This window comes from Empedobacter sp. UBA7494 (assembly GCF_002478465.1).
Classification (GTDB): Bacteria; Bacteroidota; Bacteroidia; order Flavobacteriales; family Weeksellaceae; genus Empedobacter; species Empedobacter falsenii_B.
This window is the reverse complement of sequence record NZ_DLOC01000062.1, coordinates 15,516-41,542: the sequence shown is the minus strand read 5'-3', so window position 1 is coordinate 41,542 and position 26,027 is coordinate 15,516. Positions and strand designations below refer to the sequence as shown.

Genomic DNA, 26,027 nt, shown 5'->3' with positions numbered 1-26,027 from the left:
AGTTAGAGATTATTCAGGTGACTTAAATTTAGAAGAAGATCAAGACTATTACTATCCTAGATCATACTTCATCGCAGAGACTATTATCGATGTTGTTTCATCTGAAGTTTTGAAAAGTGTTATGAATAAAACATTAAACAATGTTCCTAACACAAGAATTCCACATTATAATGTTTTTAGAAAATATGCATATGATAAAATTCTAGTTGCAAAAGCTTTTCCTAATTGGAAAGAAGGAATGGAATTTTATGAAAAAGTTTATGATATGGACTTTAACAACCCTTATGTTCTACAACAAGGAGCTTTATATCTTGCTTATAAGAAAAAATACACAACTGCATTTGAATGGATAGACAAAGCTATAACTCAAACAAATAATAAATATTTTTCTATAAGAAACTCGCATGCCATAATACTTTTTGATGCTAATATTAATAGCTCCGAAGAAACATCATCAATAAGAGTTCAACTGGATAATAGTATGGATATATTAGAAAAATGTTTTAAAGATGATAAAAGAAAAGTTTTCCATGCTATAAGATACGCAGAACAAGCAAAAGAATATATAAATCGTTTCTATGATGATAAAGCCTTTACTTATATTGAAACAGCAAAAAAATGGTTGAAGGAGGAACTCAAAAACAGACCATGGGATAAAGGCTTATCTTCAATAATTCAAAGTTTAGATCAAATAAAATATTAACTCTCAAAATATATTTAACATAATTTGGTTATAGTGGGCTTGTCCCCGATAGCCCGTAGGCGACTATAACAACAAGTTATGTTAATATAGATTTTGTCCGCTGTTTATATTTAAGTTTCAAGATGGCTTTCAAGCTCAGGAGATGTAAAAGAGATATCTGTTGGATTTGCAGTTTTTGTACTTTTTGTAACATTGTAAATCTTGTAAGCTTATTATTTTATATATGTATTTTGATTTTTAATTAATTATATTTTACATTACCTTTTTTAATCCTCCTGTGCTTACATATAAATAGAAGATATATTGATTAACTATTACATAGATTACAGAGTTACAAAGTGTACAATTTTTACAAATACAAAAAACCTCAGCTAATTTTTAGCTGAGGTTTATATTTATACTATAATACTTTTCTGTTTAGACAGAGACATAAATTGTGATATAGTTAATGATAGTATCAATCCGAAAGTAGGAAAAATGAATAATACTGTTATTATAACCGTACAAACCATTACCCAAGTCCTATTTTTAGAATATTTTTCAACATTATTTCCATCAAGGAAATCCATGTATAATTTTCTGTTTCGTTTTAATGGTTTAAATAATAATTGTACCAAGTAATAAAACAGAATTGACGGTATAACTATTCCTGAAATAATTCCAAATGCACCCATATCGTCCTCACCTTTATTATTAGTTTGTCCAGCTAAGACAGCTAAGACTAATAATAATATAATTAAGAAACTCCAGATCTTACTTAAGGTATTTGCTATTTGTATTGTTCTCATAATTTAATTGTAATAATTATTGATTTGTTCTTTTGCTTCTTGATAACTTGCACCATTCAATACAAGTAAACCAATACTCACTTCTTTAAAAATATCTCTTTGATTTTTTTTATTATAAAAATTCCACGTTTTTCTAAGAGTTCCATCGACTAAATCATTGGACTTGTATGTAATAATCAACTCATCTTTCTTTTCCTTCACAACAATTTTTACATAACCTCCACCTAGAAAAGAATAACCAATTACTGCTTTTCCTGCTGAATTACTAATTATTTTCATTTTAGGATGAGATAACAAATCAGCCATTAAATCTTCGTATTCTTCTAATATATTTGTTTCAGATGAAGTGTTTTTATTTAAACTAATCGTGAAATAAACAAAACCAAACACAGCAGATATACTCATAATATTATCTCCTAAACTTAATTCATACTTTGTCAATACTCCAGCAGTCATAAAAATTGTAGCTACAACAAAAGATAAAATATAATCATATCCCAATCCTTTTCCTGTTGAAAAATTATCAAGAAAAGCTTTTGTAACTCTATATCCTAAAAAAAATAGTATTAAAATATGTATCGTAAAAATAATAGCCCAATGCCATTCGAGCACTATTGAATAAGAAACAACAGGAAGGATAATTCCACAAACTAATGGAATATATGCAAATATTGATTTTGTAAAATATAATTCATCATTGAACATGGCTATAATAAATATCCCTGAACAGATAAAAAAAATTAATGCTGAAAATAATAATAGAATTTCACTCATATAAATGTAATATCTAATGAGCCTAAATAGATGATTTTGATTAGAAAAGAAGGCGTAGGCTCGGACTCTTATTTAATTGTAGGGGCTCTGGTAAGCCTTAAGATATAAATAAGCGAAACCCACGCCCCTATATTATAAGGACGCGAGAATCAACTCATTCTACATCTTAATTTTGAATTTACCAGATTCCTACAGTAGAATATTAGTTAACGCTTCACGTTAGTTTTACGATATGTTAATGTGCCAAATATAAAACAATTTTTGCTTTGTTAACCTGTGTTGTGTTTTTTGCTTTGTAAAAAATAAGGAGGTAAAAAACCTCCTTATTTTCTAATTAAGTTTTAAGTACACCTTACCCGACTTTTTCAACAGACGCTTTTCCAGCAATTTTTTTAATGTATTATCTACGGTCTTAGCACAAACCGAAAGCTTCTCAACAATAATTTTCACCGCCTCTCCTCTTCTAAAATTTTGAGGTAGCAATTGTAAAATTTCAGACTCAGAAGCCTTCAAATCAATTGATTTGTCATATAAACTAGCCGTATCTAAAGAATTTTTTAGTAAGTAAGGCAGAATAACTTTTATAAAATCAATAGCTCTGTCTGAACATTGAAATCTATCCATTACATCAGAAAATTCATCGGTATTCTCCAAAACAGTATAAATCATCAACAAACGATACATCATTATTGCTTGTCGCAACACAATATTTACTAGATTTTCATCAATGTCTTGCACTGCATTAAAATAACCTTCAAAGAAATTATTAAAATCTGCAAGTTGTTCCTCGTTTAAATAAAATTCACGCTCTAAAGAATTAACAACCTCGTACACCTTGAATATGTAATCGTTCAGATTATGAATTTCTTGCCTACGATTACCTACGTATGACCCATCGTTCCATTTTGATCTTTCTGAATAGGTATAGAACATAATCCTGCTGAACAACCCATTTTCTCTTGATTGTATCAATGGTTTTAGTTGTTCTCCAGTTCCTGAAATAGCCACCGTTAACCTCGGAGTATCACATATAATTTCTGGATAAGATTTACGAGAAATACTAATGCGTTCGTGTTGGAATGCTTTACGTAATATCTCTGAGTAGTTTCCCCACTCCCTCTTTAATACAAAAGATAAAGTATCAGCTTCGTTATCATGAATGTAACTCCCATCAGAGAACGAATTTGATAAACTTTCTTGTAATTTTGAACTACTGTTATTCGCTGGAATAAAGAAGTTAGAATTTCTTGTTAGAATTTCTTCTTTTACTTTTTGAATAATTTTCTCTCCAATCGATAACTTAGATTTACCTGTAGCTGCTTGCCCAATAACAAATAAGTAGAGATTTGGAAAGAACAACTCATCTCTATAATAGCCAAATACTTTTGGGAAAATTGCACTAAGATGTGTTAAACTTGAGAGGAGAACGATATCCTTCTCTCGCCCTGTAAAGGTTTCTAATAAAGGTTTTAACACATCAGGAGCCAAGTCAAACACCTCCTGTGGAAATTTTCCATCATCAGGTATTTCAAATGTAACCTCCTCTGTTGTTATTTCCTCCTTTTCTTGTGAAACTTCTAATTCACTTTTTAAAAGCTCAGTTACTTCTTGAACATTACCAGTTTCATCCTTCTCTGTTAAATGTTTTTCTTCTGTTGTAGTTTCTACTACCTTGGTTTGTAAAGTTTGCTCTTCCTTAGTATTAACTTCTTCACTAAAACTGTAGTCATAACTACTTAATCCTGTTTGAGCCCAACTTCCTAGGGGCGTTTTAATATGATTTAATCTCATAATTTATAATGATTCAGGTTTTTAGTTTAATTTTTTGTTTTCCTGAATTCTTTGACAAATCTAGAGATGATCCAAACAGAACTTTGAAACTAAACTTTTGCTATTTTTTTACTGATTTAGTTTCTCTCTTCTTTTAATAGCTGAACGAATTGATTTCTCACTATCACTATCTATATATTCATCAATATCTTTTCCTTCCTCCAACTTTGTAAATGCTACATCTTTTGCAATAACAGGTATTTGAAAAAGGTGTGAAAAAATACCAATAAATTTGGCTTTTAAATCAATATCTCCTAATCTCTTGTTTAATAAAACATATAATTCTTCTTTAACATCTGTACCATATTTAACAAATCCTTTTTTATCTAAAACTACTGTATCAAAAAACTCATCAATTCCAGATTCTAAAAAATTTATTAACATAGTAATAACGAAAGCATTTTTGATAGATTTTGATTTTCCATAGATTGGATTAAACTTTATTGAATCAAATAAGTCAATAGGAATATGACCTTCTTGTTTGGTCAAGTCCTCTTTTAATGTAATAAAGAATTTTTTTAAGTCTAAAAGCTCTCCATCTATAGAATTAAACTCATCATATGTTGCTTTATGCTCTTTTCTATTTAACCCCTCTATAAATTGATAATTAAAATAAACTCCTAAACTTCTGTAAAATTCTATATCTTCTGAAAGATTATACTCTTTTAACAACAAAGCTAAAAGATTATCGATAATAGCAGGTATTTTGTAAGAAGTGTAGCCCCATTGTATTAGTAGTGTTGACTCTAAAACATCTTTATTAAATACTTTTTGTATAAAATCGTCATTTCCATTTTTTTTATAATTAATTTCTTTTCCACATTTACAATGATCGATAATATAAAGATTGAATACTTCCATTTTTATGTATTTTTTGTAACTTTTGTATTATTGTAAAAATAGTAGTTTAAATATTATTATTGAAAGGCTCAGGATTGTTTTACTATATAAAACCTCTTCTTTATCTCCTGAGCCTGTAATCTACCATAGTAGCTTCTTACAAAAATTACAAGTTTACAAGTTTCCCAATATTCTAATCATTCGTTGTAACATTTCTTCTAAATTTTGAATAATAAGATTAATAAAAGACTCTTTATTATGTTCTACTTGTGCGGTTTCTAAAGCAGAATAGTATTTTAATCGACTGTCAATATCGCCTTTTAAAATTGCAATTGGAAAACCATTTTGTAATAAGATTAAATTCGTTAATAAGCGGGCGGTTCTTCCGTTTCCGTCTATGAATGGGTGTATAGTTACTAAACGTTCGTGCATTTCGGCACTTAATACAACAGGGTGTAATTTGTCTTTATTGTCATTGTACCATAAAAACAAACTTTCTATTTCCTTTTGAACTAAATATGGTTGAGGTGGAACGTGCTTTGCTCCCGAAATCAATACTTGTAAATTTCTATATTTTCCTGCCTGTTCGTTGTTGATTCCTTGTAGAATTAAATAATGAATTTGTAATAAATCTCTTTCCGTAATTGTTTCATTTTGCTTTGCAAGGTCTTTGATATATTCAATTGCATTTTGATGGTTAACTGCTTCTAAATGCTCATTCAAAGACTTTCCACCTATCGTTAAACCTTTTTCAATTACAAGAGCTGTTTCTTGTAGTGTCAAAGAGTTTCCCTCTATCCTATTACTTTCATACGTATATTCAATATCAAGAGCCTTCGTAACCTTATCGCTTTGTAAGTTCCTAAGCTTGTTAAGATGTTGTTTTAATTCATCTAAATGTTCAAATCTATTTTTCATAATTTTATTTTCTTTTTGGTTCAAGTTTCGACCTCAACAAATCTGCTTTCTGCTTATCGTTCATCTTTATATATGTTTGTAGGGTTTTAGTTTGCTTGTGTCCTGTACCAAGTTTCAACGTATCTAAATCAACCCCTTTTCCATAATTAAGCGTTACAAAGGTTCTTCTTGCTGTATGGCTACTTATCATCTGCCATCTCACTTTTTTATTGTCACCGTTGTACTGCTTATTGAGTGTTTCGCATAGTTTAGCAACTTCTTTGATGTACTCATTGAACTTGACATTAGATATCTTCGGAAGTTTATAACTATACTTTACAAGAATTGTTTTTACAACTTTCAGCAATGGAAGAGTTAATTGCTCATTTGTTTTCTGCTGTCGTATAGCTATGTACTCATCGTCAATAATGTTTGATTGATTTATTTTGTTGAGGTCTGAAAATCGTTGACCTGTATAGCATGCAACTAAAAACAAATCTCTTACCTGTTCCAATCTTTTGTTATTAGATAAGTTTAATCTTTCCATTTCATCTATTTCATTTTCACTCAAAGCAATGTTATCTACTTCAATATCCTTTGTTAAAAATCTACTATTATGCAAAAATGGATTAACCTTGATACCTAAATTCTCAATAAAATATAAAACTGTTCTCAAAAATTTCATTTTACGATAAACAGTAGTCGGAGCATACTTCTTAGTCTCGATTAAATACTCTACATATTCATTTCTAAACTTCAAATCAATCATCTCAGTATTATAAATACGCTTCTTATCCTTCTGAAAATCTTTGAAGTTTTCTTTGGCTTGTTTATACTTTTGAACTGTTGTATGAGCTGTTGTAGATTTTATAGTCTCAATGTAGTCATCAAAATAATCTAAAATTGTTTTCTTATCAACTTTCTTAAACATTGGATTATTCTGAAAGTATTCCTGTTCAATCAAATTCTTTAATTCTTCCGAGTTTGGTTTTCTTTTGAAGGTTTCAGTAAAGCTATTAAACATTTTATAAGCTACTTTTTCAATTTCGACCAATTCTTTGTTTATAGTTTGATGATTCTTTTCTGAAATGGTTTCCTTAACTTTCAACCTTTCTTTATTCCAAAACTTCGGATTAACCTTCTGTTTAGTTGAGATTTTCATCTGTAGACCATCCCAACGCATGACCAAATAAATAATCGTTTCTGAGCTACTCTTTGGCTCTTTCAATACAAATGTTGTCTTTATCATATATCATTTTTTTAAAATTCCTTTCTATGAGAGGGATTCAAGCTGATATACGAGGGGATGAATTAGGGGATGAAATAGCGTTTTTTCACCGATTTTTATATAATTCCAAAAAGTATGGACACAAAAAAACCCTCTATTTTAGAGGGTTTAATAACTTTTAGTGTTTATAAAAGTTGTTTGTGTGGAGCTGGCGGGATTCGAACCCGCGTCCAAACAAGCAACAAATAAGCTTTCTACATGTTTAGTCTATTCTTAATTTTCGACGAAATCCTGAGAACAAACACTCTGTCATTCGCTTATCATCTAAAATCTCGAAACCTATCCGATGCACTAAGGTTTCTATTCTTACTTTCCCGTGTTCCTTTATCAAACGCCGTAAGTCAAGGCTTTTGAGGAACATTCAGCTTCTATACCTTGTATAGACGTGGCGAATTCTTACTAAAATTCAGAATTATGCAGCTAAAGCGTACTCTTCGTTGCCAGTTAAAAAGTTGAAGTGCCTGATTAAAGTGAGTACACAACCTATCACTACATGCTTACTTACCCATTGGCCCTGCTGTCAAAACCAGTCAGCCCCTTTTTAGTAAATGGTCAATTCAATAATTGACGGATGCCAAATGTACAAATTTTATACCAAATAGAATTAACTTTTTCTAAACATACTTATTCAATATAAATTTTTAAATTAGAACAAGTAAAAAATTTAAAATCACATAAATATGTCAAATTTAGTAAATCTACCAGCTTTCAAAGCGCACTATGACAATTATATTAATGGAAAATTTACGGCACCAAAATCAGGAAAATATTTTGATGTTGTGACACCATTAACAGGAAAAGTTTTCACACAAGCTGCACATTCATCTGAAGATGATATAAGTTTAGCTGTTGATGCAGCACACGAAGCTTTTAAATCTTGGAGTCAAACTTCTGCAACAGAAAGGAGTTTAATCTTAAATAAAATAGCTGATCGAATGGAGCAACATTTACAAGATATTGCTGCTGTAGAAACATATGATAATGGAAAACCTGTTCGCGAAACATTAAATGCAGATATTCCTTTAGCAATTGATCATTTCAGATATTTTGCTTCTGTAATTCGTGCTGAAGAAGGTTCTTTAAATGAACTTGATAAAGATACAGTTTCGATTATTGTTCATGAACCAATTGGTGTAGTGGCGCAAATTATTCCTTGGAATTTTCCAATCTTAATGGCTGTTTGGAAATTAGCTCCAGCTTTAGCTGCGGGGAATTGTATCGTATTAAAACCAGCCGAATCAACACCTATTTCTATATTATTCTTAATTGAAATCATTGGCGATTTATTGCCTCCAGGCGTTTTGAATATTGTGAATGGTTTTGGAAGTGAGTTAGGTCGTGCATTGGTTACAAATCCGAAAGTATCTAAAGCTGCTTTTACGGGTTCTACTGCAACAGGTCGTTTTGTAATGCAGTATGCAACAGAAAATATTATTCCAGTTACATTAGAATTAGGAGGTAAATCGCCTAATGTGTTCTTTGAGTCGGTAATGGATCATGATGATGATTTTCTGGATAAAGCGATTGAGGGAGCTGTATTGTTTGCTTTGAACCAAGGTGAAATTTGTACATGCCCTTCTCGTTTATTAATTCAAGAATCTATTTACGAGAAATTTATTGCTCGAGTTGTAGAACGTGTAAATGCCATCAAAGCAGGAAACCCACTTGATCCAGAAACAATGATTGGTGCTCAAGCATCACAAATTCAATATGATAAAATTTTAGGTTATATTAAACTTGGTAAAGAAGAAGGTGCAGAAGTATTAACAGGTGGAGATGCGAATCATTTACAAGGAGATATCGAAAACGGATACTATATCAAACCAACTTTGTTAAAAGGTCATAATAAAATGCGTGTTTTCCAAGAAGAAATTTTTGGACCTGTTTTAGCTGTAACTACTTTTAAGGATGAGGCTGAAGCGATTGCAATTGCCAATGATACGATTTATGGATTAGGTGCCGGAGTTTGGACAAGAGATGCACATCAGTTGTACCAAGTTCCAAGAGCAATTCAGGCAGGTCGTGTTTGGGTAAATCAATACCATAGCTATCCTGCAGGTGCTCCATTCGGTGGATATAAATTGTCAGGTATTGGTCGCGAAAATCATAAAATGATGTTAGATCATTATCGTCAAACAAAAAATATGTTAGTTTCTTATAGTAAAAAGAAATTAGGATTCTTTTAATAGAACATGATCAAATCATCTAAAAAAAAACAATATGAAAAGAGTGGATGCAACAGAAAAAGCGAAAAATCTTCTTCAAGAATTGAAAGAAAAGTATGGTGATTTGATGCTTTATCAAGCTGGTGGTTGTTGTGAAGGAACACAGCCGCAATGTTTTAGAAAAGGCGAATATTATCTTCGTTATAAAGATGTTTGTATTGGAGAGATTGACAATGTCGAATTTTGGGTGGATAAAGATTTATTTGAATATTGGAAATATGCTCATTTCGAATTAGATGTAATTGAAGCAATTGGAGCAGGAGGATTTTCGTTAGAAGTTCCGCTTGGAAAAACATTCAAAGTTAATTATACGCTTTTTACGCAAGATGAACTTGGTCGGTTAGAAGATGTCAAAATCAATTTATAATAGAAAAAGCCATTTGCAATGCAAATGGCTTTTGTATTTATGATAGAAATAATATTATCCTAAAACTTCAATTGCCTTGTTGATACGTGCAATCGTTTCATCTTTTCCTAAAATTGACATAATTACAGGAACATCAGGTCCTTGTAACGCACCAACTAAACTAAGACGTAAAGGCATTCCAATTTTACCAAACCCAATTTCTTGAGTTGTAACAAAATTAGCCATCGCATCGTGTAAAATTTCTGACGTAAATTCTGATGAATTTAAAACATCAACAAATTTTCTTAAAATCTCTTTCGAATCATCTTTCCAAGCTTTTTTAGCTGCTTTTTCATCGTAAGTAGAAGGAGCTATATAAAAGAATTGACCTTGTTCGTAAATATCTTTTACAAAGTTTGCTCTTTCTTTTAACAATTCAACCACTTTTGCATCTAAAGCTGGATTCGCTTCAATTTCGTTTTCTTTTAAAACTTCTTCGAAAGATGGTAATAATTCTTCAACAGATTTTTGTTGTAAATATTGATGATTGAACCAAGTTGCTTTTTCCGGAGAAAAACGTGCACCCGATTTTGAAACTTTTTCTAATGAAAATAATTGAATCAATTCTTCCATTGTAAAAATCTCTTGATCTGTTCCAGAATTCCATCCTAATAAAGCCAACATATTCAATACTGCATCTGGGAAATAACCTTCTTGTTTATATCCTTTTGCAATTCCTTCTTCTGTTTTCCATTCCATTGGGAAAACTGGAAATCCGTGTTTGTCTCCATCACGTTTACTTAATTTTCCTTTTCCTTCTGGTTTTAAGATTAATGGTAAATGTGCGAAACGAGGTGCTTCCCAACCAAATGCATCATACAATAATTCGTGCAAAGCCATTGATGGTAACCATTCTTCTCCACGAATTACGTGAGAAATTCCCATCAAATGATCGTCCACAATATTGGCTAAGTGATACGTTGGCATTCCATCAGATTTAAACAAAACTTTATCATCTAAAGTTGATGCATCAATCGTTATTTTTCCACGAATCATATCATCCAATAAAACTGTACGAGAATCATCAATTTTGAAACGAATCACATAAGGCGTTCCATTCTCAATTAAAGCTTTTGTTTCAGCTTCTGTCATTGACAATGAGTTTTTCAACTTTCCTCTTGTCGACCAATTATAAATAAATGTTTCTTTATTTTCGTCTGCTTTTGCACGTGCAGCGTCTAATTCTTCTGCCGTATCAAACGCATAATATGCATTTTCAGAAGCTAATAATTCGTCTACATATTGTTTGTAGATTTCTTTACGCTCTGATTGACGGTAAGAACCTAAATCTCCACCAAAACCAACACCTTCATCAGGAGTTAAGCCTAACCATTTCAACGAATCGATAATATATTGTTCAGCACCTTCCACATAACGTGTTTGGTCTGTATCCTCTATTCTTAATAAGAATTTTCCGTTATTATGTTTTGCGAAAAGATAATTGTATAACGCAGTACGGACTCCTCCGATGTGTAACGCACCTGTTGGACTTGGCGCAAATCTTACACGAACTTCTTTTGCCATTGTATCAAAATTTTTGCAAATTTAAGTCGTTCAATTCTATAATAGATATTTATTTTAAATAATATTCTATTTTTTATCTTCGTAAAACGAAAATTCAACAAAATAAAATCACACAAAAATGAAATTATATACAATAGAAACAGGAAATTTTAAATTAGATGGCGGTGCCATGTTCGGAATTGTACCAAAATCGATTTGGAATAAAACAAATCCTGCTGATGATAGAAATTTAATTGATCTTGCGATGAGATGTCTATTAATCGAAGATGGCGAACGATTAATATTGATTGATACTGGAATCGGAACTAAACAAGATGCAAAATTCTTTGGTTTTTATTATTTATGGGGCGATGCAACTTTGGATAATTCTTTAGCCAAACATGGATTTCATCGCGATGATATTACAGATGTTTTCTTGACGCATTTACATTTTGATCATTGTGGAGGAGCAATTCAATACAACAAAGAGAAAAATTATTTAGAAGCTTCATTCAAAAACGCAAAATTTTGGTCGAATGCGAATCATTGGGATTGGGCAGTAAATCCAAATCCTCGCGAAAAAGCATCTTTCCTAAAAGAAAATATTTTACCTCTACAAGAAAGTGGACAACTTAATTTGATTGATTTGCCTCAAAATGGATCAATTTTAGAAAATTCTCCACTTGGTTTTGATATTTTATTTGTGGATGGACATACCGAAAAACAAATGTTGCCAATTATTACATACAAAGGCAAAAAAATAGTTTATATCGCAGATTTAATCCCAACTGTAGGACACATCCCGTTAATTTATGTCATTGGGTTTGACACACGACCTTTAATAACAGTTGAAGAAAAAGGAACGTTTTTACAAAAAGCAGTCGAAAATGAATATATTTTGTTTTTTGAACACGATCATGTCAACGAATTGGCTACATTAAAATTAACAGAAAAAGGTGTCAGATTAGATCAAACCTATTCATTTTCAGAAGTTTTTGATTCAATTTAAAATCAATTTCATAACCGAAATGATTTCACAAATTCAGAAAAATATTTTCATACCTTTGTGTTGTCATTTAAAAAAATTATAGAAGCATGGGATGTGGATCTTGTGGAACTTCTAATGGCCTTCCGAAAGGATGTAACAATAATGGTGCTTGTGGCACTGATGGTTGTGGAAAATTATCAGTTTTTGATTGGTTATCGAATATGCAACTTCCAAATGGACAAGAAAAGTTCAATTTTGTGGAAGTTCGTTTCAAAAACGATCGAAAGTTTTATTATAAAAACGAAAACAACATATCTCTAAATATTGGCGATGTAATCGCTGTTGAAGGAACGCCCGGTCATGATATTGGGGTTGTTACACTTACGGGTGAGCTTGTTAGAATCCAAATGAAAAAGAAGAATCTTTCGTGGACTGCGGAAGATGTCAAGAAGGTTTATCGCAAAGCGAACCAAAAAGATATAGAAACTTGGGTAGAGTTTCGTGATAGAGAAAAACAAACAATGGTTGATTCTCGAATTATGGCGAAAAACCTTAATTTGGAAATGAAAATTTGTGATGTTGAGTACCAAGGAGATGGAGCGAAAGTAACATTTTATTATACAGCAGAAGGACGTGTCGATTTCAGACAACTAATCAAAGAATACGCTGGGAAATTTGGCGTAAGAATTGAAATGAAACAAATCGGATATCGTCAAGAAGCAGCAAAAGTTGGTGGAATTGGATCTTGTGGACGCGAATTATGTTGTTCTACTTGGTTAACAGATTTCCGCTCTGTGAGCACTGCTGCGGCACGTTATCAACAATTGTCAATTAACTCGCAAAAGTTAGCTGGACAATGTGGTAAATTAAAATGTTGTTTAAATTTTGAATTAGATTCATATTTAGATGCATTAAATAGTTTTCCGTCAATGGAAAGCCGTTTCGAGACTGAAAAAGGTTGGGCACATTGTGTTAAAATAGATGTTTTCAAGAAAGAAATGTGGTTCGCTTATGATAAAGGAGGAATTGTTTGGTACAAATTTTCGGTAGACGATATTCAAGAGTTTTTAGCAATTACTGCAAAAGGTCTAAAAACTGAACCTTTAGAAGATTTAGCTAAAAATGTAGAGGAATCGAAACCAGATTTTACAGATGTAATTGGTGAAGATTCTTTAGAACGTTTTGAACGTAAAGAAAAACAGAACAAAAAACGTAAAAGAATTAAGAATAATCAAAATTCTGGAAACGAAAAAGTTGCGGCGAATACTAATAATCTAAAACCTCAGAAGGCAAAACAAAAACAGCCTAATGAAGCCAAAGATAAAGCAAATCGTCCTGAAAATAAACAAGGAAAGAATCCAAATCAGTCTAAAAAGAATAATCAAAATAGACCGATCAAAAATTCGAATCCTAATCAGAATCAGCAACTACAAAATCAGCCAAAAGAGAAGCAACAGCCAACTCAGGCAAAAGAGCAACAAGTTCAACCAAATACTGATCAGCAAAAGCCGCAAGGAAATAATCGCAATCGCAATAAACAAAAGCGAAAACCGAATAAACCGAGCAATAATAGCCAACAAAATAATCAAACAAATCAGGCTAATCAGTCAACTCAACAACCAAAAAAACAACCTCAGCAAAATAATCAAAATGCTGAGCAAAAACCGAAAACTAAGGACGAGAATCATACAAATAATTCTCAACCGAATCCAAATAAATCGAAGAATCGAAGTAAAAAAAGATTTAATCGTGGGCCAAAACCAAATGATACGCAACAGTAGTTTGCTTTTTATTTTAGTCTTTTTATTGTTTAGTTGCGAGGCTAAACATTATTATCAAGACACAAAAGATGTGAAAGATGAATGGAAGAGTAATCAGCCTCAAACCTTTACGTTTGATGTAAAAGATCCTAAACCTTCGGCTGTTAACATTGGATTTGTGTTAAGAAATAATACGTCGTATGAATATAGTAACTTATATTTGTTCACGAAATTCATCGATCCTAAAGGAAATGAAATGATTGATACCTTACAGTATTACATTGCAAATCCTGATGGAAGCTGGATTGGTAAAGGAATGACAACAAAAGAAATGATGTTGGTTTATCGCGAAAATTTACCAATAAAAGACTCTGGTCGCTATCAACTAAAAGTTTGGCAAGGTATGCGAACAAAAAAATTGAAAGGAATCGAAGACATTAGTTTGATTGTTGATAAAGCTGAATAATACAGAATGGAAAACAATAAAAATCCTAAAACAAGCACAACTTCTAAAGCAAAAAAGAAGTTCAATAGCTTTTCATTAGCCAAAAAAATAATCGTTACCATTTGGGTACTGTTTTTTTGTGCCGTATTAGGAATTTTCGGAATCTTTTGGGCGACATCTAACGGATGGTTAGGTGAAATTCCCAATGTACGTGATTTAGAAAATCCTGATATTTATGTTTCATCAGAAATTATTTCTTCTGATGGTGTTTTGTTAGATCGTTTCGAAGCAGAACGCAGAACACCAGTCGATTACAAAGATTTACCACCGCATTTGGTTGACGCATTGTTAGCAAAAGAGGATGTTCGTTTCTTTGATCATTCAGGTGTAGATATTAAAGCTGCTTTCCGTGCTATATCTTCAGGTGGTGATTCAGGAGGTGGATCTACAATTACACAGCAGTTAGCAAAACAGTTGTACACAAAAGACCCTTCTTCTAATAAGGTGAAACGTGGTTTACAAAAACTAAAAGAATGGGTAACTTCTGTTCAATTAGAAAAATTGTATACAAAAGAAGAAATCATTGCGATGTACTTCAATAAGTTTGACTTTATCTATGGTGCAAAAGGAATTGAATCTGCTTCTAAAGTTTATTTCAATAAAACAACAAAAGAATTGAACTTGGACGAAGCTGCAACATTAGTTTCTATGTTTCAAAATCCTGTGAAATTCAACCCTATAAAAAATCCTGCATTATCTACAGAAAAAAGAAATCTTGTATTAGAACAAATGATGAAATACAACAAGATTTCTAGAGCAGAGGGTGAGGCTGCTAAAGTCGCTCCTTTAGTTACAGATAAGCAAGATATTATGAAACATGATGAATCACATTCAGCATATTTCAAATCTGCTTTGAGAAAGGAAATTCAGCAATGGATGGTTGATTATGAGAAAGAAACAGGAAAGTCTTATAACCTTGAAAAAGATGGTCTAAAAATTTATGTAACGTTAGACTCAAGAATGCAAAATTTAGCTGAAGAAGCGGTTAAAAAACAATTAAAAGTTTTACAAGATCAATTCTTTGGTGAGCAACGCGGACGTAGTTTAGCACCATTCTATAATATTTCTGCTGCAAAAAGAACACAAATCTTTAAGCAAGCAATGGCTCGTACAGATTTGTATAAAAAGATGAAAGCCGAAGGAAAATCTGAAGCTGAAATCGAAACTGTTTTCAATACCCCTCGCGACTCTGTTCAGTTCTTTACATGGAACGGAATTCAGTACAAAAAAGGGAAAACATTGATGGATTCAATCGAATATCACAAACATATTTTACAAGCTGGTTTGATGTCAATGGATCCAAAAGATGGAACAATCAAAGCTTGGGTTGGAGGAATCGATTGGAATTATTTCAAATTTGACCACGTAAAACAAGCGCGTCGTCAGGTAGGTTCTACGTTCAAACCGTTTGTTTATGCAACAGCAATTAATCAATTAGGATTAACACCTTGTCATACTGTTTCTAATGAGAGAATTCCAGGGAATTGGTCTCCTCGAAATGCTAATGGTAAATATGGTGGATCTCAAGATTTAAGAACTGCATTAGCTTATTCAACAAATATTGTCGCTGCTCGTTTGATTATGCAAACAGGTACAGAACCTGTAATTCAAATGGCTCGTGACCTTGGAGTTGAATCTCCTATCGTAAAAGATCCTACAATTGCATTAGGTTCTGCCGATTTATCATTGTATGAAATGGTTGGTGCGATGAGTGCTTTTGCAAATGGTGGTATTTACATTAAACCGCAATTAATCTTAAGAATAGAAGATAAGCAAGGAAAAGTTATCAAAGATTATACGCCTCAAACACGAGAAGTTGTTAATGAAAACGTAGCGTATACTATGATTGATTTGATGAAAGGTGTTGTAGAAAGAGGTTCTGGTTCGCGTCTTAGAAATAGATATAACATCACAGCGGAAGTTGCTGGTAAAACAGGTACAACAAACGAAAACTCTGATGGTTGGTTTATGGGATTAACACCAAATTTAGTTACTGGAGTTTGGGTTGGTGCAGAAGACCGATTTGCTCACTTTGCAAGTACAGCCACAGGACAAGGAGCCAATACAGCTTTACCTATTTGGGCTTACTATATGCAAGGCGTTTACAAAGAAGGAGGAAAATTTGGCGTAACAGCTGGAGATAAATTTGACAAACCTAAGGACATTGAAAAACACTGGGATTGTTCGAATACATACGGATTCCATCAATATGATGAAATGTATGATCCAGGTCCAATTATCGAAGGAAGTGGTAGTGAAAGCGTAGGCGAAAACTATGAAGTTCCTGATGAAGAAGGTCAATAATTAAATTGATATAAAACAAAATAGCCACTCAAAATTGAGTGGCTATTTTTATGATTTATAATTCTTCTTTTTCCTCTTCGTTATCAAACTGATTGTTGTACGCTTCACGTTCTTGTGCCAATTTCTTTTCGCGTTGTTTTTTCTTAAAATCACGAATCGTCATATACGTTAACAACACTACAAGCGCTGCAACCAAAAAATAATTAGCATACGTAAATAAGTTCGTAATTGTATCCGTTACCACCTCATCTGGCGTTACAACAGCGTTTTCTTCCATAAGAAATATTTTAATTATTGATAGAATTCTTTCGGATATTCTACCATTCCATTTATATTTTTCAACGCATCTTCAACCAACTCAATTGCCATACAATTTTCATCTGGAACATCAAAAGGTAACTGAATATCAAAGTCAGATGCTTTTCTGTAACCAAATTTAGGATAATAAGTTGGATGACCTAACAAAATAATCGATTCAAAACCTAATTCTTTCGCTTTCTTATACGCAAATTCTATTAAATGACCACCAATTCCATTTCCCTGATAATTAGGTAAAACCGCTACAGGAGCAAGCGCTAAAGAATCATACGAAGAATTAGAATGATTAATTTTAATCTTTGTCAATAAAACATAACCAATAATAAGTCCATTCATTTCAAAAACAATAGACAAATCAGGAACAAAACTATCAGAATTTCGTAATCGTTCTACTAAAAACTGCTCACGACGATCGCTATATTCTTCATTTTCAAATGCCTTTTCAATCAATTTAAAAACTTGTTCATAATCACTTTTCTCCTCTTTCCTAATATTCATTCCTTCATAAATTGATTAACCTTATAAAATTAGAAAAAGGTTTTAACAAAACAAACAACAAATCGTATCTTTGTCGCTTATAGATTTTAAGCAAATGAGTCAACCAAAAAGATATACAATTACAGCGGCTTTACCTTATGCTAACGGACCATTGCACATTGGTCACATGGCAGGTGTTTACGTTCCTTCTGATATTTATGCGCGTTTTTTACGAAGAAAAGGAAAAGATGTAGCATTTATTGGAGGTTCTGACGAACATGGTATTCCAATTACAATTCGTGCCAAAAAAGAAGGCGTTACGCCTCAAGATATTGTTGATCGTTACCACGAAAATATCAAAAATACATTGGCTAATTTTGGTGTGACGTTCGATATTTATTCTCGTACAACATCAGATAAACACAGAGAAGTTGCGCAAGATTTTTTCAAAACGTTGTATGATAACAACAAGTTTACAGAAGATGTTACGGAACAATTTTACGATGAAGATGCTCACGAATTTTTAGCGGATCGATACATTCGTGGTGAATGTCCGAAATGTGGAAACACAGATGCTTACGGAGATCAATGTGAAAAATGTGGATCAACATTAAGTCCAGAAGAATTGATTAACCCTCGTTCTGCTTTATCTGGAAATACACCAATCAGAAAAGAAACAAAAAACTGGTATTTGCCATTAGATCAGTACCAAGATTTCTTATCAAAATGGATTTTAGAAGGTCACAAAAATGATTGGAAATCGAGTGTTTATGGTCAAGTAAAATCTTGGTTAGACGATGGTTTGAAACCCCGTGCAATGACACGCGATTTGAACTGGGGAATTCCTGTTCCAGTTGAAGGTGCTGAAGGAAAAGTAATGTATGTTTGGTTCGATGCGCCAATTGGTTATATTTCTTTCACGCAAGAATGGGCAGAGAAAAACGGTAAAAATTGGAAAGATTATTGGCAAAATGAAGAAACGAAATTGGTTCATTTCATCGGAAAAGACAATATTGTTTTCCACTGTATCATTTTCCCGACAATGATGAAAGCGCATGGCGATTACATTATGCCAGATAATGTTCCTGCAAACGAATTCTTGAATTTAGAAGATGATAAAATCTCAACTTCTCGTAATTGGGCAGTTTGGGCACACGAATATTTAGAAGATTTCCCGAATCAACAAGATACATTGCGTTATGTGTTGACGGCAAATATGCCTGAAAATAAAGACAATAACTTTACGTGGAAAGATTTCCAAACGAAGAATAATTCTGAATTAGTTGGAATTTTAGGAAACTTTATTAACCGTGTAATGGTGCTTTCTCACAAATATTACGAAGGAATTGTTCCTACAAAAACAATTGAATTTGAAGAATTAACTGAAATCAAATATTTTGCAAAGCGCATTGGTGATCATTTAGAGAAATATGAATTCCGTGCTGCGTTGACAGAATATATGAATTTAGCTCGTCTTGGAAATCAATTTTTACAAGCGCAAGAACCTTGGAAAAAAGGTGATGATCCAGAAGCTGTAAAAGGAATTATGTATGCTGCGACGCAAATTGCTGCTGCATTAGGACAATTAGGAGAACCATTTATTCCATTCGCTTCTGAAAAAATGTTGGCTATGATGAATGTAGAAAAAATGAGTTGGGATGATTTAGAATCAACAGACGAATTTGTAAAAGCTGGACATCAATTAGGACAATCTGAATTAATTTTTGCAAAAATTGAAGACGAAGCAATCGAAGCACAAATCAATAAATTAAACGAAAGTAAAGTCAAAAATAATATGACAAATCCAAACGCAGAGCCTCAAAAAGAATTGATTTCTTTTGATGATTTCCAAAAAATGGATATCCGTATCGGAACTATTTTAGAAGCGAAAAAAGTTGAAAAAGCAGACAAATTATTCGAACTAAAAGTAGATACAGGAATGGACGTTCGTACAATTGTTTCTGGTATTGCAGAACATTTTACGTTAGAAGAAATCGTTGGGAAACAAGCGATGGTTTTAGCGAATTTAGCGCCTCGTAAAATTCGCGGAATCGAATCGAACGGAATGTTATTATTCGCTGATAAAGCAGACGGAAAATTAACGTTTGTAAATCCAGAAGAAGAAACGCCAAACGGTGTTCAAGTTGGATAGACTTAGATTTTAGATATAAGTATTGAGATATTAGAAAGCCACTTCGATGAAGTGGCTTTTGTTTTATTTTAGTTTAAATTCAGTTGTAATAACATATTGATTATCTAAAATTAATAACTGATTTTTAATTTTTTTCGACTCTCCAAAAGTTTTAAATTTGATATTATTTTCGATAAAAAACTTCTCTATCTCATTAATTATTGAAAATGGAGCGTTCAGAAATTTTCCATTTCCTTCATTTATATTCTTTAAAAAAGTTTCAAAATCTAAATTTGATTTGTTTAAATAATCTTTTAATTCTCGAAAGCCTAGAACTCTATTATGAATAATCCTTTCTATATTTTCTAGAAAAAAATCTATGTTTCGTGATTTTGAATTTAAGAAAATTTCTAAAAAACTTTCATTGTAATCAATTAATAATGGGTGGTCAGAAAACAACAATAACTTACATTCATTTTTTTCTTTTAAGAAAGCTTCCTTTTACCAAGAAAATCAAAACGATAATTAATATTCTCAAAATTTAAAGAGATATAATTCGTATTAAAATCGTCAATTCTTATAAATTGATTATTTAAATTGATTATTTAAATCGTTAATTGTCATTAAAAAAATTTTCTAAGGATGTTCTGGAAAAGTAAACGAATCGCCTTGATTTGTTTTATTTTTTCGTTGAGATGGATTATCTTCTTTTGTTATTTGATGCTCATTCAGTTCATGTGCTGCAGTAAACGAAGTAACCATTGTATTCAGCATTTCCGAAGCGGCAGTTGGTGAATTTGGTAACAAAACTAATTTGCTTCCAGATTTCTCTCCAATCGCTTGCAAGGTATCATAATGTTGCGTCACCACAATTAACGCAGAAGCTTCTTGTGACGTAATTCCTGCTCCATTCAAAACATCAACAGATTCCAATAAACCTTTTGCAATTTCACGACGTTGATCCGCAATACCTTGTCCTTGCAAACGCTTCGATTCTGCTTCCGCTCTTGCTTTTTCTACAATCAAAATACGTGCAGCATCACCTTCATATTGCGCTGCTAATTTTTCACGTTCGGCAGCATTAATACGATTCATCGCATGTTTTACTTGCTCATCTGGATCAATATCTGTAACCAATGTTTTAACAATTTCATATCCATACGAATTCATTGCTTCCTGCAATTCACTTTTTACAGCAACTGCTATGTCATCTTTCTTCTCGAAAACATCATCCAAACGAAGTTTTGGAACCTCAGCTCGAACAACATCAAAAACGAAAGAAGTTATTTGTGTATAAGGATTATCTAATTTGTAAAATGCATCATAAACTTGAGTTTTGATAACTTGATATTGCACCGAAACTTTTAAGCGAACAAATACATCATCTTTTGTCTTCGTTTCGACAACAACATCTAATTGTTGAATTTTAAGAGACATTTTTCCAGCAATTCTGTCCACAATCGGAATTTTGAATTGCAATCCTGGATTACGAATACTATTAAATTTCCCGAAACGCTCGATTACAACCGCAGTTTGTTGTTTTACTGTAAAGACGAATAAAAAAAGGAAAATAATTCCAAGAAATAATAAAATCCCTATATATCCCATGAGTTATTAGTGTTTTGATTTAGTTGGATTAAGATACAAAAAAAATTAGGAATGTTAAGTTATAACATTCCTAATTCAAATTTTGCTTCTTCGCTCATCATGTCTCTATCCCAAGGTGGATCAAACGTGATTTCTACGTAACATTTTGATACGTATTCTATCTCTTCTACGCGCTGTTCTACCTCTAAAGGTAAACTTTCAGCCACTGGACAGTTTGGAGATGTCAAGGTCATGGTAACTTTTACCTCACCATCTGCATTCACTTGTGCATCATAAACCAATCCCAATTCATATATATCAACTGGAATCTCTGGATCATAAACTGTTTTGAATTTTTCAACCAATTTCTCTCCAATCGAATCTAATTGTTGTTCTGTTAATGCCATTGTTATCAATTGTTATTGTTCTGCAAATGTACGAATAGTTTAGCTTACGTGGAATTTTTCTAAATAACTATTTTTAATGATTTAAAATAAAATATTTATAAGTATAGAAAATCGCTTTTCTGGAGAACCCAAAAAAGCGATTTACAAACACGAAGAACTTTTTTATAAGAAAAGTTTTATCATTAATATGAATTATTTAATTCCTGACCAAGCAGCCCATGTTGGGATATCTGCACCATTACCAGCACCAGTTGCAGCATTATTTTCTGTGAATGCTCCAGATACGTCAACTGTAGCTCCTGCAGTATTTTTTCCTTTAGATTTAGTATCAACATTTACGAAACGTACATTTGTTAACTTACCTTTAGCATTAAACCAATTTACAGATCGATCTGTTTCGATATCTAAACCTGTAACAAAATTTGCAATAACTAAATTGTCTATATTTCCATTTGTACCTGCTCTTAATTTTGCCCCTTGAGATTCTGCACCATCTTTACTACCAACAACGGTAATATTCTTTAAAGTTGGATTAGATATTGGTGTAGCATCTGGATTTGTGTCTTGATTATCTGCCTCAATTCCTCTATTACCAGCTTCTCCATTAATAGCTGAAGGCCTTCTTTTTGCATACCAATTAGTTCCTGTTCCTGACCAACCCTCTGTCCAATCAAAAGAATCATCACCAACACCGTTTACAATAATATTAGATGCATTTACAGAACCTCCAAAAAACTCGATTCCATCATCACCTCCATTTTCAATATAAATATTGTCTATTTTAGTTCCGCTACCAACACCAAACAAAGAAAGTCCATTAAATTCTTTTAGGTCATTGAATTTTGCTCCAGAATCTTTAATGATTACATACGTTAAAGAACCTGAATTATCTGCATTTTCTTTACCTCCATATATTTTTTCTCCTAATTCTGAAGTAGACTCACCTGATGCACTACGATTAGATGTTGCCTTACCCAAAATAACTAAACCTCCCCATTCTCCTGGAGTATGATTTATTCCTTGGAAAACAACTGGATTAGAAGCTGTACCATTTGCATAAATTTTACCTCCTCTATAAACTATAATATAAGCAGCTGTTCCTCCTGTTGCAGTAAATTTAGTACCTGCAGGAATAGTAAGTGTCGCTCCTTCTTCAACTGTTACAATACCTGTTAAATAGTATGTTTTTGATGCATCTAAAGTTAAGTTTTGACCAGATTTAATTGTTCCTTTAAAATTATCAGGTGTTAACTCTTGTGTTGGTATTTCTATGTCATCATCATTATTATTACTACAAGAAGTAACGAATGCAGTAGATGAAAGTAAAGTTGCGCAAAAAATTGCCTTAAAAATTGCTTTTTTCATTTGTATTTGTTTTGTTGTTTTTAATATATTTATAAAGTATGTGAGAACCCTACACCTACTTGAACACCTCTGTTATAATCATTTAGAATATAATTTACACCTTTGTTTTCTTGTTGAATTGTATAGTTTGGGTTTAATAAATTTTTCCCGTATAAGTTGATTGATGTTTTCTCACTTAAATTAAATCGTAGGTTAACATCTAATAAATTAACAGCCTTCTGTATTTGAGAGCCTCTTTCTTGTGTACCTATAGCAAAAACATTTTTACCAACATAACCATATACAAGCATTGCATCTAGTTTCTTTTTACCGCCTAAATTTGCCGAATAACCAAGACTTGCATTTCCAGAAAAACGAGAAGCTCCCATCATTTGCTCTTCTTTGTTTGTAAAAGCAGTAGCTAAACCTGTTTCTTTACTTACTTTATCAAAATCTAATTGTTGTTTAGAGTCTAAAACAGCAGCATTTATGATTGTATATAATTTTGAGTTATTAGAAAAATTGAAAAGGTTTTTTCTAAACTCTAATTCAGCACCATACACATATCCATAATCACCTGTATTTACATAAGTTAAGTCACTTGCAGAGGCAGAAGCTACGTTAACTCTTGAAATTGGATTCTGAATATATTTACCAAAAGCAGTTATAGAGAATACTTCTTCTTTAGTAGGAAACATTTCCCATTTCAATTCTGCATTATAATTATCCGTTGGATATATTTTAGGTTGACCATATGTAGTATTTGTAACATCATCATAAGCAAAAGGAGCCATTTCTTTTTCTAATGGTAAAGTATAAGTCTTAGAGGCTGAAAAACGTAAATTTTGATTATCCGTTAAACCATACTTCATATTAACTGCTGGTAAAATTTTATTGTAATCCTTATCAACATTACCCACTAATTGTCCCACATTTGTGTTCCAATCAACTTTTAAATTGATGTTATCATTTCTTAAACCAATTTGAATTAAAAATCGATCCGACAATTCATATTCTGCATTGATATAACCAGAATAGATTCTTTGTTCTGATGTATATTTTAGGGGTTGAAGTAAATTTGATAAATTTGATGTTCCTAAACCACGTAAAGTTGACAATTCAATTAATCCATTATTGAAATTTGTTACATTAAAAAATGCATCAAGATTATTTGGATCAACTATTTGACTACTACTTTTTGCACGTAAGTTAATTTGATTCGCTTTAAAATCTCGGTGTTTCAATATTCCGTATCCTCCTGCATTTACTTTCAAACGATCCCATTTTTTTGAAACATCTATTTTTCCTTGATAATCGTAACCTGTCAATTTATCAAAATAACGATGGTTATCACCAGGAGAATTGATTGTTAATGTATATGCATCTACTCTTTCGTTAAAAAACATTGTGTTTTGCATACGATTAGGACGATCACTTCTTATATAATTGATTGAACCTCCCCAATTCACATCCCAATCTTTATTCAATTTGTGTTCTCCGAATAATTGATTTGCATAAACTGTTGTGACTTTATTATCTGCACGATGTATTAACCCTTTTCCGTTTTCAGCTGTATCCATTAAATATCCTTTGAAAATTCGGAAATCTTGATCTGAAGAATGAATCACATTTGACGTAAACATCAATTTATGATTTGGGTTAATGCGATAAATTAAATTTAATAATCCATTTGTATTTGTAGAATAAGTAGAACGTTCAACACTCAATTGCTTCATATAAGTACCTACAGCTGAAACAACATTTTCTTGCCCTTCTCTGTAGGTATAATTGTTATCAAAACCTACATATCCATAAATTGATAAACGACCTTCTTTTCCAATTTTCACATTTCCACCTGCTTCTAAATCAATACCAGTATTAAATGGATTTTTTCCTTTCTTAAAATCCCAACTTGTATCAAAAGCATATTGTTTAACTGGATTTAATTTTGTTGGTAGTTCAATTTTTTTGAAACCATAAAAATTAGGTCCATCTTGTAATTTAAAATTATTATTATCGATTGTTTGCAAATTAACAGAAGTACTCATCCCAATTTTCACATATGGTTTACCTGTATATTCTTTGGATACAATATCAATATTAGCTCCAGCAAAATCACCAACCATACGAGGATAAAAAGATTTTTCAAGTGAAATATAATCGACCATATTTGTTTTGAAAATACCTAAATCAATATTCTTATTTTCAGGATCATCAGACGGAATTGCAAAACCATTCAAAGTAGTTGAATTAAATCGATCTCCTAAACCGCGAACAAAAATAATCCCAGTACCTTCTTGACGAATAGTTCCAGATGCTTTTGTCACTGCCGCCGCAACATCACTTACACCTTGTTTTTCTAATTGTGCTGCACCAACACGTTCTACAATCTCAACAGATTTTTTTTGCATATTTAATAAGTTAGACTCTGCAGCCTTACTTCTTACACCTGTGACAACTGCTGCTGATAAATCAATTTTACCATCTTTAAAATCTTCAGGTTTCAAATACATGTTTAATGTATTCGAGTCTGATAAGTTTTGAGAAATTGATTGATAACCATCAACTTTAATATCAAGTTGATAAACATCGTCTGGAACAGAAATTTCGTAGTGACCTTTTTCGTCAGTTTTAGCTTGTATATTCAACCCTTCAACCGTAAAATATTTTCCAGAAAGTGGTTCATTCGTTTGTTGATCAAATAGTGTTCCTTCTAATTTAATATTAGTTTGTGCAAACAATGCTGCTGATCCTAATAATAAAAGTAAAGTTAAATTGCGTTTCATTGCGTTTGATAATTCGTGTTTGTTGTTTGCAAAGTTGTTGGATTCCAATGAAAAACATTTTTAGAAATTGTAAAGGTTTTGTTAGGTAATTGTTATGAAATTATCGTAATTTTAAATGAATGTTAAGAAATGTTTTTACCTAATTTCTCCTAAAATTTAAGCTTAA

At 32.0% G+C, this 26,027-nt stretch carries 21 protein-coding genes and 1 other RNA gene; 8 read left to right on the top strand and 14 right to left on the bottom strand.

Going from position 1 to position 26,027, the window contains the following annotated elements; all coding sequences use genetic code 11:
• On the top strand, positions 1 to 703 hold a 703-nt coding region (locus tag B4E95_RS07725; protein ID WP_291091010.1), incomplete at its 5' end, for a tetratricopeptide repeat protein.
• A gap of 791 nt (positions 704 to 1,494) precedes the next feature.
• On the opposite strand, the gene B4E95_RS07720 is transcribed toward B4E95_RS07725, so the two are convergent.
• The 6 genes from B4E95_RS07720 to ssrA all read right to left on the bottom strand — a co-directional run bounded on the left by B4E95_RS07720 (position 1,495) and on the right by ssrA (position 7,658).
• Positions 1,495 to 2,265: a hypothetical protein gene (locus B4E95_RS07720; RefSeq protein WP_291074665.1), complete on the bottom strand. Its 771-nt coding sequence runs from the start codon at positions 2,263 to 2,265 to the stop codon at positions 1,495 to 1,497.
• Between the two features lie 330 nt (positions 2,266 to 2,595).
• Positions 2,596 to 4,056 carry a DUF3987 domain-containing protein gene (locus tag B4E95_RS07715; RefSeq protein ID WP_291091008.1) on the bottom strand — a complete coding sequence of 487 codons (1,461 nt, stop codon included), beginning with the start codon at positions 4,054 to 4,056 and terminating at the stop codon, positions 2,596 to 2,598.
• Positions 4,057 to 4,164: 108 nt separating this feature from the next.
• Positions 4,165 to 4,956 (bottom strand): hypothetical protein, encoded by a 792-nt coding sequence (locus B4E95_RS07710; RefSeq protein WP_291046719.1) that lies wholly within the window; start codon positions 4,954 to 4,956, stop codon positions 4,165 to 4,167.
• 153 nt (positions 4,957 to 5,109) lie between these two features.
• Positions 5,110 to 5,877: a Fic family protein gene (locus B4E95_RS07705; protein WP_291046721.1), complete on the bottom strand. Its 768-nt coding sequence runs from the start codon at positions 5,875 to 5,877 to the stop codon at positions 5,110 to 5,112.
• On the bottom strand, positions 5,858 to 7,081 hold the full coding sequence (locus B4E95_RS07700; protein ID WP_291074668.1) for a site-specific integrase: 1,224 nt from the start codon (positions 7,079 to 7,081) through the stop codon (positions 5,858 to 5,860). The genes B4E95_RS07705 and B4E95_RS07700 overlap by 20 nt, the downstream gene beginning before the upstream one ends.
• A 179-nt stretch (positions 7,082 to 7,260) precedes the next feature.
• Positions 7,261 to 7,658, bottom strand: a transfer-messenger RNA (tmRNA) gene (gene ssrA, locus B4E95_RS07695).
• 142 nt (positions 7,659 to 7,800) lie between these two features.
• On the opposite strand from ssrA, the gene B4E95_RS07690 reads away from it, so the two are divergent.
• A complete protein-coding gene (locus B4E95_RS07690; protein WP_188319351.1) occupies positions 7,801 to 9,306 on the top strand; it encodes an aldehyde dehydrogenase family protein in 1,506 nt (501 codons plus the stop codon).
• A 34-nt stretch (positions 9,307 to 9,340) separates the two neighbouring features.
• Positions 9,341 to 9,712: a DUF779 domain-containing protein gene (locus B4E95_RS07685; RefSeq protein WP_171623582.1), complete on the top strand. Its 372-nt coding sequence runs from the start codon at positions 9,341 to 9,343 to the stop codon at positions 9,710 to 9,712.
• A gap of 54 nt (positions 9,713 to 9,766) precedes the next feature.
• On the opposite strand, the gene gltX is transcribed toward B4E95_RS07685, so the two are convergent.
• A complete protein-coding gene (gltX, locus tag B4E95_RS07680; protein ID WP_291091004.1) occupies positions 9,767 to 11,275 on the bottom strand; it encodes a glutamate--tRNA ligase in 1,509 nt (502 codons plus the stop codon).
• A 118-nt stretch (positions 11,276 to 11,393) separates the two neighbouring features.
• Here gltX and B4E95_RS07675 point away from each other — a divergent pair, with 118 nt between their 5' ends.
• The 4 genes from B4E95_RS07675 (at position 11,394) to B4E95_RS07660 (ending at position 16,811) form a co-directional block, all read left to right on the top strand.
• A complete protein-coding gene (locus tag B4E95_RS07675) occupies positions 11,394 to 12,263 on the top strand; it encodes an MBL fold metallo-hydrolase (protein WP_291074671.1) in 870 nt (289 codons plus the stop codon).
• An 86-nt stretch (positions 12,264 to 12,349) separates the two neighbouring features.
• Positions 12,350 to 14,023, top strand: coding sequence for a regulatory iron-sulfur-containing complex subunit RicT (locus B4E95_RS07670; RefSeq protein ID WP_313252389.1), 1,674 nt, complete (start codon positions 12,350 to 12,352; stop codon positions 14,021 to 14,023).
• Positions 14,007 to 14,468 (top strand): gliding motility lipoprotein GldH, encoded by a 462-nt coding sequence (locus B4E95_RS07665; protein WP_291091003.1) that lies wholly within the window; start codon positions 14,007 to 14,009, stop codon positions 14,466 to 14,468. Before B4E95_RS07670 ends, B4E95_RS07665 begins: the two co-directional genes overlap by 17 nt.
• A gap of 6 nt (positions 14,469 to 14,474) precedes the next feature.
• Positions 14,475 to 16,811 (top strand): transglycosylase domain-containing protein, encoded by a 2,337-nt coding sequence (locus B4E95_RS07660; RefSeq protein ID WP_291091001.1) that lies wholly within the window; start codon positions 14,475 to 14,477, stop codon positions 16,809 to 16,811.
• 55 nt (positions 16,812 to 16,866) lie between these two features.
• Here B4E95_RS07660 and B4E95_RS07655 read toward each other — a convergent pair whose 3' ends face one another.
• Together B4E95_RS07655 and B4E95_RS07650 are read right to left on the bottom strand one after the other, a co-directional pair.
• Entirely contained in the window at positions 16,867 to 17,088 is a 222-nt protein-coding gene (locus B4E95_RS07655) for a hypothetical protein (protein WP_219034841.1), read from the bottom strand.
• Between the two features lie 14 nt (positions 17,089 to 17,102).
• The gene (locus B4E95_RS07650) at positions 17,103 to 17,627 is read right to left on the bottom strand and encodes a GNAT family N-acetyltransferase (protein ID WP_291090998.1); all 525 of its coding nucleotides are present in this window, start codon (positions 17,625 to 17,627) and stop codon (positions 17,103 to 17,105) included.
• A 94-nt stretch (positions 17,628 to 17,721) separates the two neighbouring features.
• On the opposite strand from B4E95_RS07650, the gene metG reads away from it, so the two are divergent.
• Positions 17,722 to 19,758: a methionine--tRNA ligase gene (metG, locus tag B4E95_RS07645; RefSeq protein ID WP_291090996.1), complete on the top strand. Its 2,037-nt coding sequence runs from the start codon at positions 17,722 to 17,724 to the stop codon at positions 19,756 to 19,758.
• 63 nt (positions 19,759 to 19,821) lie between these two features.
• On the opposite strand, the gene B4E95_RS07640 is transcribed toward metG, so the two are convergent.
• The 5 genes from B4E95_RS07640 to B4E95_RS07620 all read right to left on the bottom strand — a co-directional run bounded on the left by B4E95_RS07640 (position 19,822) and on the right by B4E95_RS07620 (position 25,909).
• Positions 19,822 to 20,199 carry a hypothetical protein gene (locus B4E95_RS07640; protein ID WP_291090994.1) on the bottom strand — a complete coding sequence of 126 codons (378 nt, stop codon included), beginning with the start codon at positions 20,197 to 20,199 and terminating at the stop codon, positions 19,822 to 19,824.
• Between the two features lie 174 nt (positions 20,200 to 20,373).
• Positions 20,374 to 21,345 carry an SPFH domain-containing protein gene (locus tag B4E95_RS07635; protein ID WP_291090992.1) on the bottom strand — a complete coding sequence of 324 codons (972 nt, stop codon included), beginning with the start codon at positions 21,343 to 21,345 and terminating at the stop codon, positions 20,374 to 20,376.
• Between the two features lie 59 nt (positions 21,346 to 21,404).
• Positions 21,405 to 21,731, bottom strand: coding sequence for a DUF59 domain-containing protein (locus B4E95_RS07630; RefSeq protein WP_221856371.1), 327 nt, complete (start codon positions 21,729 to 21,731; stop codon positions 21,405 to 21,407).
• A 192-nt stretch (positions 21,732 to 21,923) separates the two neighbouring features.
• Positions 21,924 to 23,096, bottom strand: coding sequence for a hypothetical protein (locus B4E95_RS07625; protein WP_221856369.1), 1,173 nt, complete (start codon positions 23,094 to 23,096; stop codon positions 21,924 to 21,926).
• Between the two features lie 29 nt (positions 23,097 to 23,125).
• Positions 23,126 to 25,909, bottom strand: a complete 2,784-nt coding sequence (locus tag B4E95_RS07620) for a TonB-dependent receptor domain-containing protein (protein WP_291090987.1) — start codon at positions 25,907 to 25,909, stop codon at positions 23,126 to 23,128.
• Between the last annotated feature and the right edge of the window lie 118 nt (positions 25,910 to 26,027).

Coding starts and splice junctions, on each gene's coding strand:
- B4E95_RS07720 (WP_291074665.1), bottom strand. CDS start 2,265: ATGAGTGAAATTCTATTATTATTTTCAGCATTAATTTTTTTTATCTGT.
- B4E95_RS07715 (WP_291091008.1), bottom strand. CDS start 4,056: ATGAGATTAAATCATATTAAAACGCCCCTAGGAAGTTGGGCTCAAACA.
- B4E95_RS07710 (WP_291046719.1), bottom strand. CDS start 4,956: ATGGAAGTATTCAATCTTTATATTATCGATCATTGTAAATGTGGAAAA.
- B4E95_RS07700 (WP_291074668.1), bottom strand. CDS start 7,081: ATGATAAAGACAACATTTGTATTGAAAGAGCCAAAGAGTAGCTCAGAA.
- B4E95_RS07690 (WP_188319351.1), top strand. CDS start 7,801: ATGTCAAATTTAGTAAATCTACCAGCTTTCAAAGCGCACTATGACAAT.
- B4E95_RS07685 (WP_171623582.1), top strand. CDS start 9,341: ATGAAAAGAGTGGATGCAACAGAAAAAGCGAAAAATCTTCTTCAAGAA.
- gltX (WP_291091004.1), bottom strand. CDS start 11,275: ATGGCAAAAGAAGTTCGTGTAAGATTTGCGCCAAGTCCAACAGGTGCG.
- B4E95_RS07675 (WP_291074671.1), top strand. CDS start 11,394: ATGAAATTATATACAATAGAAACAGGAAATTTTAAATTAGATGGCGGT.
- B4E95_RS07670 (WP_313252389.1), top strand. CDS start 12,350: ATGGGATGTGGATCTTGTGGAACTTCTAATGGCCTTCCGAAAGGATGT.
- B4E95_RS07665 (WP_291091003.1), top strand. CDS start 14,007: ATGATACGCAACAGTAGTTTGCTTTTTATTTTAGTCTTTTTATTGTTT.
- B4E95_RS07660 (WP_291091001.1), top strand. CDS start 14,475: ATGGAAAACAATAAAAATCCTAAAACAAGCACAACTTCTAAAGCAAAA.
- B4E95_RS07655 (WP_219034841.1), bottom strand. CDS start 17,088: ATGGAAGAAAACGCTGTTGTAACGCCAGATGAGGTGGTAACGGATACA.
- B4E95_RS07650 (WP_291090998.1), bottom strand. CDS start 17,627: ATGAATATTAGGAAAGAGGAGAAAAGTGATTATGAACAAGTTTTTAAA.
- metG (WP_291090996.1), top strand. CDS start 17,722: ATGAGTCAACCAAAAAGATATACAATTACAGCGGCTTTACCTTATGCT.
- B4E95_RS07635 (WP_291090992.1), bottom strand. CDS start 21,345: ATGGGATATATAGGGATTTTATTATTTCTTGGAATTATTTTCCTTTTT.
- B4E95_RS07630 (WP_221856371.1), bottom strand. CDS start 21,731: ATGGCATTAACAGAACAACAATTAGATTCGATTGGAGAGAAATTGGTT.
- B4E95_RS07625 (WP_221856369.1), bottom strand. CDS start 23,096: ATGAAAAAAGCAATTTTTAAGGCAATTTTTTGCGCAACTTTACTTTCA.